Here is a 16,191-nt window from a genome sequence, read left to right on the forward strand (position 1 = left end):
CTTTCTGATATTATAACAAAAAACGAAGCGACCAGGCCCACGGTGGTTGCACGCGCAAGCTGGCAGCTTCGTTCTTCAAGAACTTTTATACTCTTTTCAGGAAATCCACGATGGTCAAGAGGCCGAAGTCGAAGTTCTCCAAATTGAAATGCTCGTTAGGCGCATGAAGATTTTCATCCGGAAGTCCGAAGCCCATGCAAACGACTGGAGCTTCAAGCACGCGCGAGAACGTTTCGACAATTGGAATCGATCCGCCGTCACGCGTAAATACCGGACGGGTTCCGTACACCTGCTCATAGGCTGCGGCAGCCTTTTGCAGAACCGGCGTCGACGGATCAATCGTAAACGGATTCCCTTTTTCCATCTGCTTAACCGTCACTTTGGCGCCGGTAGGCACATGGGCATGAATGTGTTTTTCGATTTTGTCGAGAATGTCCTGCGGATCCTGGTGCCCGACCAGACGGCATGTAATTTTGGCATGCGCTTCTTTCGGAATGACCGTTTTGCTGCCTTCGCCCTGGAAGCCGCCGTAAACGCCGTTCAGTTCAAGCGTTGGACGCGCTCCGGTTCTTTCCGCGAAAGTAAAGCCTTCCTCGCCGAAGAGCTCGTCCAGGCCAAGATCCTGCTTTAATTTATTTTCATCCACAGATTGCTTTTGGAATTCTTCATGATCTTCCGGCGTCAGCTCCAGCACGCCTTTGTAGAAGCCCTCGACGCTGACGCGTCCGTTTTCATCATGCAGAGAATTGAGCAGGCTGACCATGGCATGCAGCGCGTTCGGAACGCCGCCGCCGTAAGATCCGGAGTGCAGATCGGTATTGGCGGTATGAAGAGCCACTTCCAGCGAGCACAGACCGCGAAGCCCGGTGCAGATCGCTGGTCTGCCTTTTTCAAGCAGCGACGTGTCGGAGATTAGTACGACGTCCGATTTCAACATGTCCTGATTGGCTTCCAGGAAGCCTGGAAGGTTCGGGCTCGATACCTCCTCTTCGCCTTCGATGCAGAACTTGATGTTCACCGGCAGCTGCTTTTCCTGTGAAAGAATCGCTTCTACTGCTTTGATATGTAGGAATAGCTGTCCTTTATCATCCGTCGCGCCTCTGGCAAACAGCTTGCCGTCCCGGATATCCGGCTCAAACGGAGGCGTTGTCCACAAATTCAGCGGATCGACAGGCTGCACGTCATAGTGCCCATAGACGAGCACCGTCGGTTTGCCTTCGGCATGCAAATAGTCGGCGTACACGATCGGATGCCCTTTCGTTTCGTGAATCTTGATATTTTCAAGTCCCGCCTTGGCCATCGTATCCGCCAGCCACTCGGCTGCCTTTTTCACATCGGGTTTGTGCTCGGACAGCGCCGAGATGCTCGGAATGGACAACCATTCCTTTAGTTGGTTCAAATGCTTGTCTCGATTGTCTTGGAAATATTTTTTGTAATCCATGGGTACTCCTCCTTAAATCTTTTCATTATCGTACGGCAGCGCCGGAAACCGGTCTTGCCGTCGTTTTACTCCTGCTGCTCTTGCTGCTCCTGCCGCAGCCGCCGGATCACCTTCCGGTCCTGATCGGTTAACGCGACTTTTTCAAGCAGGTCGGGACGGCGCTGCAGCGTGCGTTTGAGAGCCTGCTCCCGCCGCCAGAGCTCGATGTTGGCATGGTGACCGCTAAGCAGAATATCAGGCACCTTCCAGCCCCTGAACTCCGCAGGACGGGTATAATGCGGATACTCGAGCAGTCCGGTACTGAACGAATCCGTTACGGCCGAGGTTTCATTGCCCAAGACCCCGGGCAGCAGCCGTACGACCGAATCGATCACCACCATTGCCGGCAGCTCGCCGCCGGTGAGCACGTAATCGCCGATCGACAGTTCATCGGTAACCAAATGTTCACGAATCCGCTCATCATACCCTTCATAATGCCCGCAGATAAAGATCAGATGCTCCTCCGCGGACAGCTCTTCCGCCTTTTGCTGCGTAAAGGTCTCGCCTTGCGGACACATCAAAATAACCCGCGGGGCGGCGGATGTCTTGGATAACAAATCCTCGACGGCGGCGAATATCGGGTCCGGCTTCAATACCATGCCGCCTCCACCGCCATACGGCGTATCATCCACCGTACCATGCTTGTTATCCGAATAGTCCCGGAAATTCACGGCATTCAGGCTGACGATGCCTTTTTCCTGCGCCTTGCCCAGAATGCTCGTGCGAAAGACGCCGTCCATCATCTCCGGAAACAGGGTCAGCACATCCACGTTCATCATGCTACAGCAGTCCTTCCATCAAATGCACAAGCACTTTCTTCTCATTCACGTTGACGTCCAGCACGACATCGTCGATGTACGGAATTAGAACGCTCTTGCCGTCCCGGGACTTCACAACCCAAACATCATTGGCTCCCGGGGTGAGAATTTCCGTGATTACACCGAGATCCTGCCCTTCATCCGTCACAACTTCACAGCCGACGATTTGATGAAAATAAAACTCGTTTTCCGGCAGCTCCACTATTTCATCCTGGGTCACCTTCAGCATGCTACCCTTAAACTTTTCCACTTCGTTGATATTATCGTACCCAACCAGCTTCACAATGTACATGTTCTTGTGAAATCTGGAGGATTCCACGGTTACGGGCATCGGCGCCTTCCCGTCCTCTTGCACAAGCAGGAGCTCGGTGTTTTTGGCGAAGCGAATTTCCGGAAAGTCCGTGTGGGGCAAAACCTTGATTTCCCCTTTAATTCCATGCGTATTTACGATCTTGCCTACATTCATCAATGGTTGCGGCATAGTTTCCTCCTGGCTTTGAATCGCTACTGGTCCAATTACTTCGGACTAGACAACAAAAACGCTCGCCCCCTAAACGTGGGAACAGCATTTATATGATGTGCATTCATGAGCGGGTCTGATTCCCGTCTCTATATTCATATATAAAAAAAACGTCTATCGACGTATGATCCCGTAGCTGAGAACGCGTTCAAGATGTTTTTACAAACCGCAGTCCGGCCCAAGCCGACGCGGCTTATATTATACCTTCTGATATTTTAAAAAAGGGCTAGGAAATGCATCCTAACCCCCTCCGTATACCTTTAAGATATAATATCTACGGTTACGCGTTTATCCATTTTGACTGCTGCAGAAGTGACGACCGTGCGAAGCGCTTTGGCGATCCGCCCCTGCTTGCCGATAACCTTACCCACATCCTCGGGATGCACGGTCAGCTCATAGACAACCAGGTGATCCTTCTCCACCTTCTTCACGGCCACATCTTCGGGATGATCCACTAAAGCCTTAGCAATAACTCCAACTAATTCTTCCATAGATAACCCTCACAATCAGTCATTATTTCTGTTGCTTAGATTCATGGAACTTCTTCATTACGCCCGCTTTGCTCAGCAAGTTGCGAACGGTGTCAGAAGCTTGCGCACCATTTTGAAGCCATGCAAGAGCTTTATCTTCATCGATTTTCACTTCAGCCGGTTGTTGAACCGGGTTGTAGTAACCGATTTCTTCGATAAAACGGCCGTCACGCGGGGAACGGGAATCCGATACCACGATACGGTAGAAAGGAGCTTTATGAGCACCCATGCGTTTCAGACGAATACGTACTGCCACGAAATTCACCTCCTTCAACAAAATATAATGTATTCCCAGGCTCTTAACGGAACGGGAATTTCATTCCGCCTTTGCCGGCTAATCCTTTAAGTTGTTTCAGTGCCTTGCCTTTAGGTCCCTTCGGTCCCATCATATCCGAGAACTGCTTCATCATCCGGCGCATTTCATCGAACTGCTTGATCAGACGGTTCACCTCGGCGAGCGAGGTGCCGCTGCCCGTAGCAATCCGTTTGCGGCGGTTATGGTTGATGATGTCGGGACTCTGCTTTTCGGCCTTGGTCATGGAGCGAACAATGGCTTCAATGCGTCCCATTTGCTTCTCGTCGACCTTCAGGTCCTTTGTCTGCTTCAGCTTGCCCATGCCGGGGATCATATCCATGATCTGATCGATCGGTCCCAGCTTCTTGACCTGCTCCATCTGCTCCAGGAAATCATCGAACGTAAATTCCGCATTGCGCATTTTCCGTTCCATTTCCTTGGCTTTTTCGGTGTCAATGTTGGACTGTGCCTTCTCAATCAATGACAGCATGTCGCCCATGCCCAGAATCCGGGAAGCCATCCGCTCCGGATGGAAAGGCTCCAGCGCATCGATCTTCTCGCCAAGCGCGGCGAACTTGATCGGACATCCGGTGACCGCCTTAACGGACAAGGCTGCACCACCACGGGTGTCGCCATCGAGCTTGGTCAGCACAACGCCCGTCAGTTCAAGCTGTTTGTTAAACGTATCCGCCACATTGACGGCATCCTGACCTGTCATCGCATCGACGACGAGCAGCACTTCATCCGGCTTGATCTCGCTGTGGATCTGACGCAATTCCTCCATCAGCTCTTCATCCACGTGAAGCCGGCCGGCCGTATCCACGATCAGGTAATCGTTGCCGTTATCCTTGGCATGCTGCAAGCTTTGCTTCGCAATTTCAACCGGGCTTGTCTTGTCACCGAGCGAGAAGACGGGAACGTTGATCTGTTCACCCAGCACCTGTAGCTGCTTGATCGCAGCCGGGCGGTAAATGTCGCCTGCCACGAGCAGCGGCCGATGGTTCTGCTTCTGCAGCATCTTTGCCAGCTTGCCGGATGTCGTGGTCTTACCTGCACCTTGCAGGCCGACCATCATGATCACCGTCGGCGGCTTGTTAGCCTTCGACAGCTTCGCTTGACTTCCGCCCATGAGCTCGGTGAGCTCCTTGTTCACGATGTCGATGATGACCATGCCAGGCGTGAAGCTTTCCATCACATCCGTGCCGATGGCCTTCTCCTTCACCTTGGCAACGAAATCCTTGACGACTTTAAAGTTAACGTCGGCTTCCAGAAGGGCAAGGCGCACCTCGCGCATCGCCTCATTCACATCATCCTCGGATACCTTGCCTTTGCCGCGAAGCTTGCTGAATACGTTCTGCAGCCTGCTGGTCAATCCTTCAAATGCCATGGACCGCCACCTCCTTCGTTTGCTTTATTCCCATGCTTCAAGTTGATCCACAATTTCGCTCATTTTCGATTTCTGGTCCTGCCCCATCGTGCTGGCATCCAGCAGCTCACGCAGTTTTCCAAGCCGCTGCGCACGCTGTTCATGCTTTCTTAAAAGCCCGAGCTTCTCTTCGTACTGCTCAAGCACCTGCTCGGCCCGTTTGATATGTTCGTACACCGCCTGCCGGCTGATCTCAAACTCGGCTGCGATCTCCCCAAGGGAAAAATCATCATGAAAGTAATATTTGAGGAACGTCTGCTGCTTTGCCGTCAGCAGGAGTTCATAAAAGTCAAACAAAAGATTGATTCGGTTCGTTTTCTCGAGCCTATTCTCCTGACTCATTCAGGGGCACTCCCTTCGTCAAGGAAAAACACTTTACACTTCATTAACGTTCATTATCATACATAAAACAAAGAAAGATGTCAAGCAATTATCCTTGTCATCTTCCCATACGATTTGTATGCCGCCGTTTCCCTTCGCTTCAGCCCTCTATTCAGTTGGTCAAGACCACGGAAGCAGATAGACCAGCACAGCGAAAAAGTGTACGATACTTCCTCCGAGCACGAATAAATGCCATATCGCGTGATGGTAAGGAAACCCCCGCCATACGTAAAAAATAGTGCCGAGCGTGTAAAGCATCCCCCCGACCGCAAGGAGAACAATCCCGCCCGTCGCAATCGCTGCCGTAAGCGGTCCCCAGGCAATCACCACCATCCATCCCATCAGAAGGTAGAAGACCGTGGACATGAACAAGAAACGCTTCGTGAAGAAAGCCTTGAACACGCACCCGAGAATCGCGATGCCCCACACCGTTCCAAACAATGACCAGCCAAGCGGGCTGCGAACGGCCACCAGCATGAATGGCGTATAGGTACCGGCAATGAACAAATAAATCGACGAGTGATCAAAAATCTCGAACAGATCCTTGACCTTGCCCTCTTTAAAGCTATGAACCAGCGTTGAATTCAGATAAAGGATCAGCATCGTTGTTCCGTATACCGAAAAGCTGACGATATGCCATGCCGTCCCTTTCATCGTCGAGAAAACGACAAGCAGCACGAGTGCGGCGACGCTGAGCAGCGCTCCGATTCCGTGTGTAATGGCATTGGCCACTTCTTCTTTCCGACTGTAGGTATGTGTATTTGCCATGAGTAATCCTCTCATTGTTTCTTTTCTTAACATTATACCCTTTCCTCCCCTTCCTTTTCCAGTCTCGCGCATCCGGCTGATCCGTTCTTCATCATGGAGGGACAAGGCGGGAACCGTGAGCGGGCGAAAGCATCAAATCAATTAAAAATAGTAACTGCATCCAAGCTAACCGAGCCGCAAAACATATATTGTACATTGACTCACAAAATCCCCCGCATCAAGTGGCGCCTTGCGCTGAAGTCGACTCTGGTGCTTTATCGGGGATCCCGAAAATGACTATTTTCGGATATGTCATGAAAGGAGGTATGTACACGGTGGCTATCATTATTTATCCCAAAACGATGAACTGGACCTACATGAGACAGCGTCCTCAACAGCTGCTCACCCAGCTCGGGGCTAAAGGACACCAGGTGTTCTTTGAAAATCTCGCCCCTCTGGACCGGGAATTCGTGGAAGCCGAGCCCAATGTATTTTTGTTCACCGACCATCATGCCTTCGTCAGACAGAAGCTTCGCCATCTCAGAAAGACGGAGCCGGTAATCGGCTGGACGACCTGGGCCAGACAGCGGACAAGGCTCTCCTCATTATTCCGCCCCGACGCCATAATTTATGACTGCTGCGACGAATTTCCGCAATGGGCCAAATACGAGCCGAAAATGGTGGATGCCGCCGATCATCTCGTCTGTACGGCCGAAAGCATCCGCACCCGCCTCTCCCTGGCCTATCCGGATAAACCGCTGACGCTGATACCAAACGGCGCGGACAACGGATTTTTCAACATCCCCGCAGCAAACCGACCGCATGATTTCCCATCCGGAAAAATTGTTGCTTATATCGGAGCCTGGGCGTACTGGCTCGATCATGAGTTAATGGCCCAAGCCGCCAAAGCTTACCCGGACGTTCAGTTCGTATCCATTGGAGCGCCCTATGGCGACATTCCCGATTACACGCGGCTGTCCAACGTGCATATTCTGGGCGAGAAGCCTCATGGGGAGTTAAAGGCTTATCTTCCTCATATCGATGTGGCGCTGATCCCTTTTCAATATCATCCCATTACCCTCGCTACAAATCCTGTTAAAGCTTATGAATATATGGCCGCAGGTGTGCCTGTACTCTCGACCGCCCTGCCCGAGTGCATCCGGATGGAACCTCACGTGACGACCGCGACGACGCACGCCGATTTTATCGAGAAGCTCGGTGCCATGCTCTCCCGTCCGGACGCCCCGGCTGCCCGCGAGCAGCGAATTGCCTTCGCCCGTGTGAACCGCTGGGAAGAACGGGGAGAGGCTGCCCATCAAGTCATCATGGAGGTTCTGAAGCGCAGACACCTGTAAAGCTGCATCACGAAAGGAGGAAACAACCATGAAAATTGCCGTTTGCGGCTACTACGGCATGGGGAACTTCGGCGATGATCTGTTTTTGCGGACGCTGCAGCAGATTTTCCATGGTCATACCGTATTTCCTTGGAACGGATACATGAATCCGGCCGAGGTGGACCGGGTGATTGTCGGGGGAGGAGATTTAATCACGCCATATTCCTTTAACTCCTACTATTTCCCGAAAGATCTAATCCATCATCCGCTGTGGGTATACGGCGTTGGCATCGTGGACCAGTACCCGGAAGAAACCTGGCCCAGGGAGCAGGTCGAACGTTATAGGGAATATATCGGCAATGCACAGCGGGCGGTTTTTCGCGATAAAAGATCTGCCAACATCGCGGATAAAGCGAAATTCCATCCGCATGTAGAGCATGCCCAGGATATCGCATTTGCTTATGAGCAGCAGCATTATCCGCTGCGTCCCTACTCCAACCGCCCCACGATTGGTATTTGTGTCTTCTCCTATCCCTCATTTCCGTTCGAAAATATGGTCCGGCTCTCCATGCATCTGCTGAGCCAAGGCTACCATCTGCTGTTCATCCCCGTCATCAACCACCCGACCAACATGTATTCCGATCTGTCCACCTGCCAAAAGCTTCTCGGTCGAATCAAGGCGAATAATCCCCATGCCTCGGCGGAAACCCTTCCGATGCTAATGGAGCTCGATCTGACCTACAATTATATCCAGCATGTGGACTACCTGATCACCTTCAAGCTGCATCCGGCCATTGCCGCCCTGCGGGCCGGCAAACCGGCTTTCGCCCTCAGCAAAATGAACAAGGTATGGAGCCTTCTCGAATCGTTTGGCATGGAGCAGTATTACTGTGACTACCTTCTGCCCTATGAATCGATCAGAGAACGGGTGGATGAGTTTCTGATGCATGGCGCTTCCGTCATGAAGCTGCAGGCTGCCTCGATTCGCTCAGCCGAGCATGAGAGCTTGCGGCAGCTTACAGCGCTTAGAAAGGAAATTGAAGCTTTTTGAAAATAGAAAACCGCTAAAGGAGGAGATGTGTCAATGTGGTTCTTTTGGAAAAACAGTCCTATGTACACGATCATTCGGGAACTGGAACATCAGCTGCGCCATCTGGAGCATCAAATCCAGCATCTTAAAAAACAGGTGCATCACCTTCACGAGGATATGCAGGAGCTTGACGTCCTGAAGGAACGAATCCAGCGGCTCTCGGAAAAGGTTAAAAAGTTGGATGAGCTTCAAGCTACTGTTCAAATGCTCGAAGAACAAGTCCTGACCGGCCTGGTGGCAAATCCGGAGCTTGAATCGTTCCTGAAGCTGAAGCTGGGTTCAAAGGTCCGAATCGAAACGTCCGGAACGTCGCTGCAGGGAACGGTCATCGCGGTCCTCAAGGACGCCGTGCAGCTGCGCGAAGCCAATGGCGACCTTGTCGTCATCCCGTTCAGCCATATCAACTCGGTTCAGTAAGGAGGTAATGAAAGATGGATTTCAAAAGTTTGGTTCGTGGCTATACCGGCTCCGAAGTGGAAGTCATGACTACAGGAGATTTGATCGTAGGCACGCTGGTTTCCGTCAACCAGGCTTCCCTGATGATGAAAATCCCTCCGATCATGTATGGCCCCCCAGGTGAGATCGCGCTCATTCCGCTGCGCTCCATTGAATTTGTGCGGGTCCTTACCGATTGATCTACGTTTTTAAAATGCAAAAAGCACTGCCGGTCACGGCAGTGCTTTTTGGTGTATTCAATAATGCGGGATCCTAAAAAGAAGCTTCGGCGATCCAACTTTATGGTAGAGTTTCTTAGGGTAGAGCTTCTTACGCTTGTGTTGCGTCCGGATCTTCGGATCCGTCTTGCTCTTCTTCCTGGATCAAGCCGGCAAAAAGAGCATGCACGAATTGCTGGGAATCGAACGGCTGCAGATCCTCCATCTTTTCCCCGAGACCCACGAATTTTACCGGCAGGTTCAGCTCCTGGCGGATGGCTACCACGATGCCGCCTTTGGCTGTTCCGTCCAGCTTCGTAAGCACCAGTCCGGTCACGCCGCTCTTCTCCCCGAAAAGCTTGGCCTGATTCAGCGCGTTTTGCCCGGTCGTTGCATCCAGCACCATCAGTACCTCATGCGGCGCTCCCGGAATCTCCCGCTGAATAACGCGGAATATTTTGTTCAGCTCTTCCATGAGGTTCGTCTTGTTCTGAAGGCGTCCCGCCGTATCGCAGATCAGCACATCCGCCTGACGCTGCTTCGCGGCCTGAACGGCGTCGAACATTACTGCGGCAGGATCCGAACCCGCATGCTGCTTAATCACTTCCACGCCTGCACGTTCGCCCCAAACCTCCAGCTGCTCAATCGCGCCGGCACGGAAGGTATCGCCAGCGGCAAGAAGCACCTTTTTGCCTTCCTGTTTGAAGCGGTGCGCCATCTTGCCGATTGTCGTCGTTTTGCCGACGCCGTTGACGCCGACGAACAAAATGACGGTGATGCCGTCCGGATTCATCCGGATCCCGTTGTCATCATCTCCGCGCAGCAGCTCCATCAGCTTCTGCGACAGGATCGGCTGCAGCTCGGCCGCATCCTCGATCCGCTGCTTTTTCACCTCGGCGCGCAAGGAGTCAATTAAGTTCATGACCGTATTGACGCCAACGTCGGCACCGATCAGGATTTCTTCCAGTTCTTCGTAAAATTCCTCGTCGATCTTTTTGCGGCGCACCATCAGGTCTGTCACTTTCTCAACGAAACCTTTGCGCGTTTTTTCGAGTCCGTCGCGGAACTTGTTTGTGACGGATTCCGTTTTGCTGGAAATGCTCTCTTTCAGCTTTTTAAAAAAGCTCATATGTCTCCTCCATCTCTTATCGGCTTTGCCTGTGGTCAGGCGATTTCGGCTTCATCGTTTTCCAAACGGACGGATACCAGCTTCGATACCCCGCCCTCTTCCATGGTCACGCCGTACAGGACATCGGCTTCCTCCATCGTCCCCTTGCGGTGCGTGACGACAATAAACTGCGTTTGCTCAGAGAACTCACGCAAATATTGGGCAAACCGCACAACGTTCGCCTCATCGAGCGCCGCTTCCACTTCATCCAGCACGCAGAACGGCACCGGCTTCACCTGCAGAATGGCAAATAGCAGGGCCATCGCCGTCAAAGCGCGCTCGCCGCCGGAAAGCAGCTGAAGGTTTTGCAGCTTTTTGCCCGGAGGCTGGGCCACGATATCGATGCCTGTATCAAGCAGGTGTTCCGGATCCAGCAGCACCAGATCGGCCCGCCCGCCACCAAACAGCTTCACGAACACCGTGCCGAATTCATGGCGGATGGCGTCAAAGGTCTGTTTGAACCGTTTGGACATTTCATCGTCCATCTCGCGGATAACCTCGTACAGCGTGGTTTTGGCCTCGACCAGATCCTCTTTCTGCTCGCTGAGGAACTGATAGCGCTCATTAACGCGCTGATACTCCTCAATGGCACCGAGGTTCACGTCGCCGAGGGCCGTGATGCCCCGCTTCAGTTCCTTCACCTCGGCCTGCACGGCCGGAACATCCTGCGGAATCGGATATCTCATTTTAGCCAGCTCATAGCTCAGCTCATAATCCTCGCTCAGCTTTTTGAGTATATTTTCAAGCTCTACATCCAGGCGGTTTACGCCAATCTCTGTTTGACGGAGCTGATCTTCTACGGATTTCAGCTGGGTCCGCTGCTCTTTCGTTTCGCTTTCATCCTGCTCAAGCTTCTTCGAAAGCTGCATCCGGGCTGCCCGCTTGAAATCAAGCTGCTCGGAAGCCTGCTCCTTCTTCAGCTTGTACCGGTTCAAATCCTCGATCTGCTGGACGGATTCCTTTGCATTCGTCTCCAGATCCGCTTCGATCGAGGCCAGCAGCGTTTTGGATTGCCGCAGCTCCTTGTCCTGGGAGCTAAAGTCGCTCTGCATCCGGCGCAGCTGCTCCTCCAGCGAGAAGCATTCCTGGTCGAGCTTGCCCTCCCGGACTTTAAGCTGGGTCAACTGTGTCTGCAGCTCTTCCTTGGCCGATTCGCTGGCCTTGCGGGCAAATTCCGCGGCCTGGATCGCCTGATGAGTCGATTTCTCTTCCTCTTCCAGCTGCGCGAGCCGTTTCACGGCTTCATCACGTGTTTTCTGAAGCTGTTCATTCTCCTCGTTAAAGCCGGATTTTTCCTGCCCTGCCGATTCGACCTGCTCCAGAACGTGGCGAAGCTCATGCTCCAGCTGCTTCAAGTCGCCTGTGACCGACTGCTCTTCGATCCGTTTCTCGTCACCGGTCTGGCGAAGCTCATCCAGCTTTTCCTGGGTATCGGCCAGCTGGCTTTTGACATCCTGGATGCTTTGAGCCAGCTTGCGAAGCTGGGCTTCCGTGTCGACAATCTCCTGATCGAGCTGGTCGAGCTGACGCTTGCGTCCGAGCAGGCTGCTGTTCTTCTTGTGCTGACTGCCGCCTGTCATCGAACCGCCGGCGTTCACCACATCGCCCTCCAGCGTAACAACACGGTAACGGTACTGGCAGCGGGCAGCAATTTTATTCGCTACCTCCAGGCTTTCCGCCAAGATGACGTTGCCGAGCAGGCTGCCAATGACCGGTGCATATTGGGCATCGTATTTGACCAAATCCGCCGCAATGCCGACAAAGCCTTCGACGCCTTCAATCATAGAGCGGTCGCCCGAAGAAATATTCCTTGCGCGGATGACATCCAGCGGCAAGAACGTCGCTCGTCCGAGCTGCCGCTGCTTGAGGAACGCAATCGCTTGACGCGACACAGCCTCATTGTCCATGACCACGTGCTGGAGCGAGGCTCCAAGCGCCGTTTCCACGGCAAGCTCCAGCCGTTCGGGCACGCGAACCAGATCGGCAACTGCGCCATGAACCCCGCTGAGCACCGACTTGCGGGCTGCCTTGAGCACTTCTTTGACGCCCAGCATAAAGCCGTCAAAATCATCGGCCATTTCCTTCATGGTGTCACGGCGGGAGATTTGCGCTTCACGCTTTTGCTCCCATTTGCGGAGCATGCTCTGGCTGTCATCGAGCAGCCGCTGCAGGGACTGATACCGTTCGCTTTCGGTTATGTAGCTTCCGCGAAGCTCGCGGATTTCCTGAGCGAGCTTCTCAATTGAACTGTCGAGCTGCTGCTTGCGGCTCATCAGCTCTTCCTTCTTGCCTTCCCATTTGCCGGTTTCTTCATCCGCCCGGCTCATCCGGCGGGCAAGCGCTTCCTGCTGCTGATCCGTATACCGGATTTCGTTGCGGGCCTGTGCCATCTGGTTCATCAGCTCGAGCAGGTTGCCTTTCAGGCTTTCCTCCTGCTTTTGGCTGATGCCGCCCGTCAGACCCACCAGCTTCGCTTCCTCGGCCGACAAGTGATCGCGCAGCTGCTTCAGCTCATCTTGTGAAGCCTCCAGCTTGGTTTTCAGCAGCTCGATTTCCGCCTTGCGATCTTCAAAGCGTTCGTCGCCGGCATTGAGCGTACCAAGAAGCTGCTCCCGGTTGGCCTCCAGATTCCGCTTGCGTTCACGCAGCACCTCGGCATAACCTTCGCTCTTCTCATAAGCCTCGCTGTACTGCAGCAGCTCGCCTTGGAGCGTTTCGACCTCCGTCTCCAGCTTGCGCAGGGCCGCACGGTCGCTCTCAAGCTTGGCGTCATGCGCAGATACGACCGTCGATAGCTGAAGCTGCTCCGCCTGCAATACCGCCAGCTTCGCGTTCGCCTCGGTCCAGGCCGCATGGATTTGCTCGATCTGGTATACATACAGCGATATCTCTTTGGTTTTGAGCTGCTCCCGCAGCTGCTTGAAATGAATCGCCTTTTCGGACTGTTCCTTGAGTGGTCCGATCTGGTCTTCCAGTTCCGTCACCAGGTCGTGAATGCGGAGCAGGTTTTGCTCGGTTTCATCGAGCTTGCGTACCGCATCCTTTTTCCGGGACTTATATTTAACGATTCCGGATGCTTCTTCAAAAATACCGCGGCGGTCTTCAGACCTCGTGCTCAGAATTTCCTCAATCCGGCCTTGTCCGATAATGGAATAGGCTTCTTTGCCGATACCGGTATCCATGAAAAGCTCGGTAATGTCTTTAAGTCTGCATGATTGCCTGTTAATAAAATATTCGCTATCCCCGCTGCGGTGTACCCGCCGAGTAACCGTGACCTCGTTGAAATCCAGGGACAAAGCATGGTCTTCATTGTCCAGCGTCAGCGACACTTCGCCGAAATTCACGGCTTTACGCGCATCGCTCCCCGCAAAAATAATGTCCTCCATCTTTCCACCGCGCAGCGATTTGGCGCTCTGTTCTCCAAGAACCCAGCGGATGCCGTCGGAAATATTACTTTTGCCGCTGCCATTCGGACCTACAACCGCCGTGATGCCGCGGACAAATTCCATTTCGGTTTTGTCGGCAAACGATTTAAAGCCCGCTAATTCAATCCGCTTCAAAAACATTTTTCCCAAATCACCTCTAAACCTTATAATACCATAACCCTGCTTCCTGGTGGAGAATAGCCCGAAGTACAAACGAATAAAGAGCAAAAAGCAGTCTGAAGGCTACTGCCGTTCATCAAGTGCGACTGCTCTTTGCTCTTTGTTTGTCCTTGACTATTTACACAGGAGCCGTCAATTTCCCGCCAGCTTCAGCTGCTTTAATGCGACTGCAGCAGCTTGCTGCTCGGCTTCTTTTTTGGAGCGGCCCGATCCTCTTCCCACACGCTCATTGCCCATATAAACCTCGGAGACAAACTCGCGCTCATGCGCCGGACCCCGTTCTTCAACGATCCGGTATTCCAGAGCGCCCATGTTATGATGCTGCGTCAATTCTTGCAGTTCGGTCTTGAAATCGCTCATCTGCAAATTGCCGCCCGCTTCGACCAGCGGAAACACGTACGTTTGCAAAAACGAACGGGCTGCTTCCAGGCCTTGGTCGAGATACAGTGCTCCGACAAACGATTCAAACACGTCCGCAAGCAGAGCCGGGCGGGTACGCCCGCCGGTCAGCTCTTCCCCTTTGCCAAGCAGCACATACTGCCCGAATTCAAGGCTCTCCGCAAATTTCACGAGCGACGGCTCGCAGACAATCGCCGCGCGCAGCTTCGTCAGCTCACCTTCAGGACGGTTCGGAAAAAGTTGATACAAATATTCGGATACCGTCAGCTCCAGCACGGCGTCACCCAGGAATTCGAGGCGTTCATTATCCTGCTGCTGGCTAAAGCGGTGTTCGTTGACATAAGAAGCGTGGGTAAAGGCCTGTTTCAGCAGCAGCCGATTGTGAAATTGGATTTGAAGTTTCTGCTGTAACTGCTTCAGATCTCCACTCAACAAATCGTCCCCTTACTCATCGAATTTTTTAAGAATAATCGTGGCGTTATGGCCGCCAAAGCCAAAAGAGTTGGACATTACAATGTCAAGCTTCGCGTCGCGCGGATGATTCGGCACATAGTCCAGATCACATTCCGGATCCTGATCATCGAGATTAATCGTCGGCGCGATTTTTTGGTTCTGCAGCGACAAACCGCAAATGACGGCTTCCACGCCGCCGGCGGCGCCGAGCAGATGGCCTGTCATGGATTTGGTCGAGCTCACGGCTACCTTGTAGGCATGGTCTCCGAGCGCCTTCTTGATCGCAATGGTCTCGGAACGGTCGCCTACCGGCGTCGAAGTTCCGTGGGCATTAATATAGTCCACTTCCTCCGGCTGAATTCCGGCGTCGCGCATCGCCATGGCCATGCAGCGTGCCGGTCCGTCCGGATCAGGCTCAGTCATATGATGAGCATCTCCGCTGAGACCGTACCCAAGCACTTCCGCGATAATGTGAGCGCCGCGCTTTTGCGCATGCTCCAGGGATTCAAGCACGAGAATGCCTGCCCCTTCACCCATTACGAATCCATCCCGGCCCGTATCGAAAGGACGGCTCGCCTTTTCAGGCTCGTCATTCCGCGTCGACATTGCACGCATGGCGCAGAAGCCGGCCATACCCGTCGGACGAATCGTCGCTTCGGCTCCGCCGCAAATCATTACATCGGCATCACCGCGCTGAATAAGCTTGTAGGAATCGCCAATCGCATGCGATCCGGTTGCACACGCCGTAACCGGCGTAGTGTTCGGTCCCTTCGCTCCGAGCATGATGGACAATTGGCCGGAAGCCATGTTGGCGATCATCATCGGGATAAAGAAAGGACTCACGCGTTTAGGGCCCTTTTCAAGCAAAATATTGTGCTGGTCTTCCCATGTTCCGAGTCCGCCAATGCCGGACCCGATGGAAATGCCTACGCGATTAGCGTCGGCATCCTTCTGGATGTCAAGGCCGCTGTTCTCAAGCGCGGATTTGCCCGCAGCCACGGCAAGCTGGACGAAACGGTCCATTTTCCGGGCATCCTTGCGGTCCATGAATTCTTCCGGGTTAAAGTCTTTGACGGAAGCCGCGATCTGCGTAGGGTATTCGCTGACGTCGAAGGATTCAATCCGGGAAACGCCGGATTTGCCAGCCATCAAGTTATTCCAAAACGTGTCCAGGTCATGGCCGAGAGACGTTACAACGCCCATACCGGTTACAACCACTCTATGATTCAAATACATTCACCTCTATATCGACTGCATGTACCAATGCAACATTGTTCGATGCAAATATATAT

Annotated in this window: 16 protein-coding genes; 4 read left to right on the plus strand and 12 right to left on the minus strand. The window is 53.1% G+C overall.

From position 1 onward, the window contains the following. Nucleotides 1-85 precede the first annotated feature (85 nt). The 8 genes from PCH05_RS00185 to trhA form a co-directional block, all read right to left on the minus strand. Nucleotides 86-1,441, minus strand: coding sequence for a dipeptidase (locus PCH05_RS00185; RefSeq protein ID WP_127599450.1), 1,356 nt, complete (start codon nt 1,439-1,441; stop codon nt 86-88). 65 nt (nt 1,442-1,506) lie between these two features. Then, on the minus strand, nt 1,507-2,256 hold the full coding sequence (trmD, locus tag PCH05_RS00190) for a tRNA (guanosine(37)-N1)-methyltransferase TrmD (protein ID WP_127599941.1): 750 nt from the start codon (nt 2,254-2,256) through the stop codon (nt 1,507-1,509). A gap of 4 nt (nt 2,257-2,260) precedes the next feature. After that, nucleotides 2,261-2,779 carry a ribosome maturation factor RimM gene (rimM, locus tag PCH05_RS00195; protein ID WP_127599452.1) on the minus strand — a complete coding sequence of 173 codons (519 nt, stop codon included), beginning with the start codon at nt 2,777-2,779 and terminating at the stop codon, nt 2,261-2,263. A gap of 299 nt (nt 2,780-3,078) precedes the next feature. Then, nucleotides 3,079-3,309, minus strand: coding sequence for a KH domain-containing protein (locus tag PCH05_RS00200; RefSeq protein ID WP_127599454.1), 231 nt, complete (start codon nt 3,307-3,309; stop codon nt 3,079-3,081). A gap of 22 nt (nt 3,310-3,331) precedes the next feature. Beyond that, nucleotides 3,332-3,604 (minus strand): 30S ribosomal protein S16, encoded by a 273-nt coding sequence (rpsP, locus tag PCH05_RS00205; protein ID WP_127599456.1) that lies wholly within the window; start codon nt 3,602-3,604, stop codon nt 3,332-3,334. A gap of 43 nt (nt 3,605-3,647) precedes the next feature. Then, on the minus strand, nt 3,648-5,030 hold the full coding sequence (gene ffh, locus PCH05_RS00210) for a signal recognition particle protein (protein WP_127599457.1): 1,383 nt from the start codon (nt 5,028-5,030) through the stop codon (nt 3,648-3,650). A gap of 24 nt (nt 5,031-5,054) precedes the next feature. Next, nucleotides 5,055-5,411, minus strand: a complete 357-nt coding sequence (locus PCH05_RS00215) for a putative DNA-binding protein (protein ID WP_127599459.1) — start codon at nt 5,409-5,411, stop codon at nt 5,055-5,057. Between the two features lie 159 nt (nt 5,412-5,570). Further along, a complete protein-coding gene (gene trhA / locus PCH05_RS00220) occupies nt 5,571-6,218 on the minus strand; it encodes a PAQR family membrane homeostasis protein TrhA (protein ID WP_127599461.1) in 648 nt (215 codons plus the stop codon). Nucleotides 6,219-6,532: 314 nt separating this feature from the next. On the opposite strand from trhA, the gene PCH05_RS00225 reads away from it, so the two are divergent. Genes PCH05_RS00225 through PCH05_RS00240 form a run of 4 tightly spaced genes read left to right on the plus strand, consistent with a single transcriptional unit; the run spans nt 6,533 to nt 9,256 of the window. Then, nucleotides 6,533-7,552, plus strand: a complete 1,020-nt coding sequence (locus tag PCH05_RS00225; RefSeq protein WP_127599463.1) for a glycosyltransferase — start codon at nt 6,533-6,535, stop codon at nt 7,550-7,552. 28 nt (nt 7,553-7,580) lie between these two features. After that, complete coding sequence (locus tag PCH05_RS00230) at nt 7,581-8,582, plus strand: polysaccharide pyruvyl transferase family protein (protein ID WP_127599465.1); 1,002 nt, start codon at nt 7,581-7,583, stop codon at nt 8,580-8,582. A gap of 33 nt (nt 8,583-8,615) precedes the next feature. Beyond that, on the plus strand, nt 8,616-9,038 hold the full coding sequence (locus PCH05_RS00235) for a hypothetical protein (protein ID WP_127599467.1): 423 nt from the start codon (nt 8,616-8,618) through the stop codon (nt 9,036-9,038). A 14-nt stretch (nt 9,039-9,052) separates the two neighbouring features. Then, nucleotides 9,053-9,256, plus strand: a complete 204-nt coding sequence (locus PCH05_RS00240; RefSeq protein ID WP_127599469.1) for a hypothetical protein — start codon at nt 9,053-9,055, stop codon at nt 9,254-9,256. Nucleotides 9,257-9,386: 130 nt separating this feature from the next. Here PCH05_RS00240 and ftsY read toward each other — a convergent pair whose 3' ends face one another. The 4 genes from ftsY to fabF form a co-directional block, all read right to left on the minus strand. Then, on the minus strand, nt 9,387-10,403 hold the full coding sequence (gene ftsY, locus PCH05_RS00245; RefSeq protein ID WP_127599471.1) for a signal recognition particle-docking protein FtsY: 1,017 nt from the start codon (nt 10,401-10,403) through the stop codon (nt 9,387-9,389). A gap of 35 nt (nt 10,404-10,438) precedes the next feature. After that, entirely contained in the window at nt 10,439-14,008 is a 3,570-nt protein-coding gene (gene smc / locus PCH05_RS00250) for a chromosome segregation protein SMC (protein ID WP_127599473.1), read from the minus strand. A 171-nt stretch (nt 14,009-14,179) separates the two neighbouring features. Next, entirely contained in the window at nt 14,180-14,878 is a 699-nt protein-coding gene (rnc, locus tag PCH05_RS00255; RefSeq protein WP_127599475.1) for a ribonuclease III, read from the minus strand. A gap of 12 nt (nt 14,879-14,890) precedes the next feature. Then, nucleotides 14,891-16,129 (minus strand): beta-ketoacyl-ACP synthase II, encoded by a 1,239-nt coding sequence (gene fabF / locus PCH05_RS00260; protein ID WP_127599477.1) that lies wholly within the window; start codon nt 16,127-16,129, stop codon nt 14,891-14,893. Between the last annotated feature and the right edge of the window lie 62 nt (nt 16,130-16,191).

The organism is Paenibacillus chibensis, from assembly GCF_004001045.1.
GTDB lineage: Bacteria > Bacillota > Bacilli > Paenibacillales > Paenibacillaceae > Paenibacillus_AQ > Paenibacillus_AQ chibensis.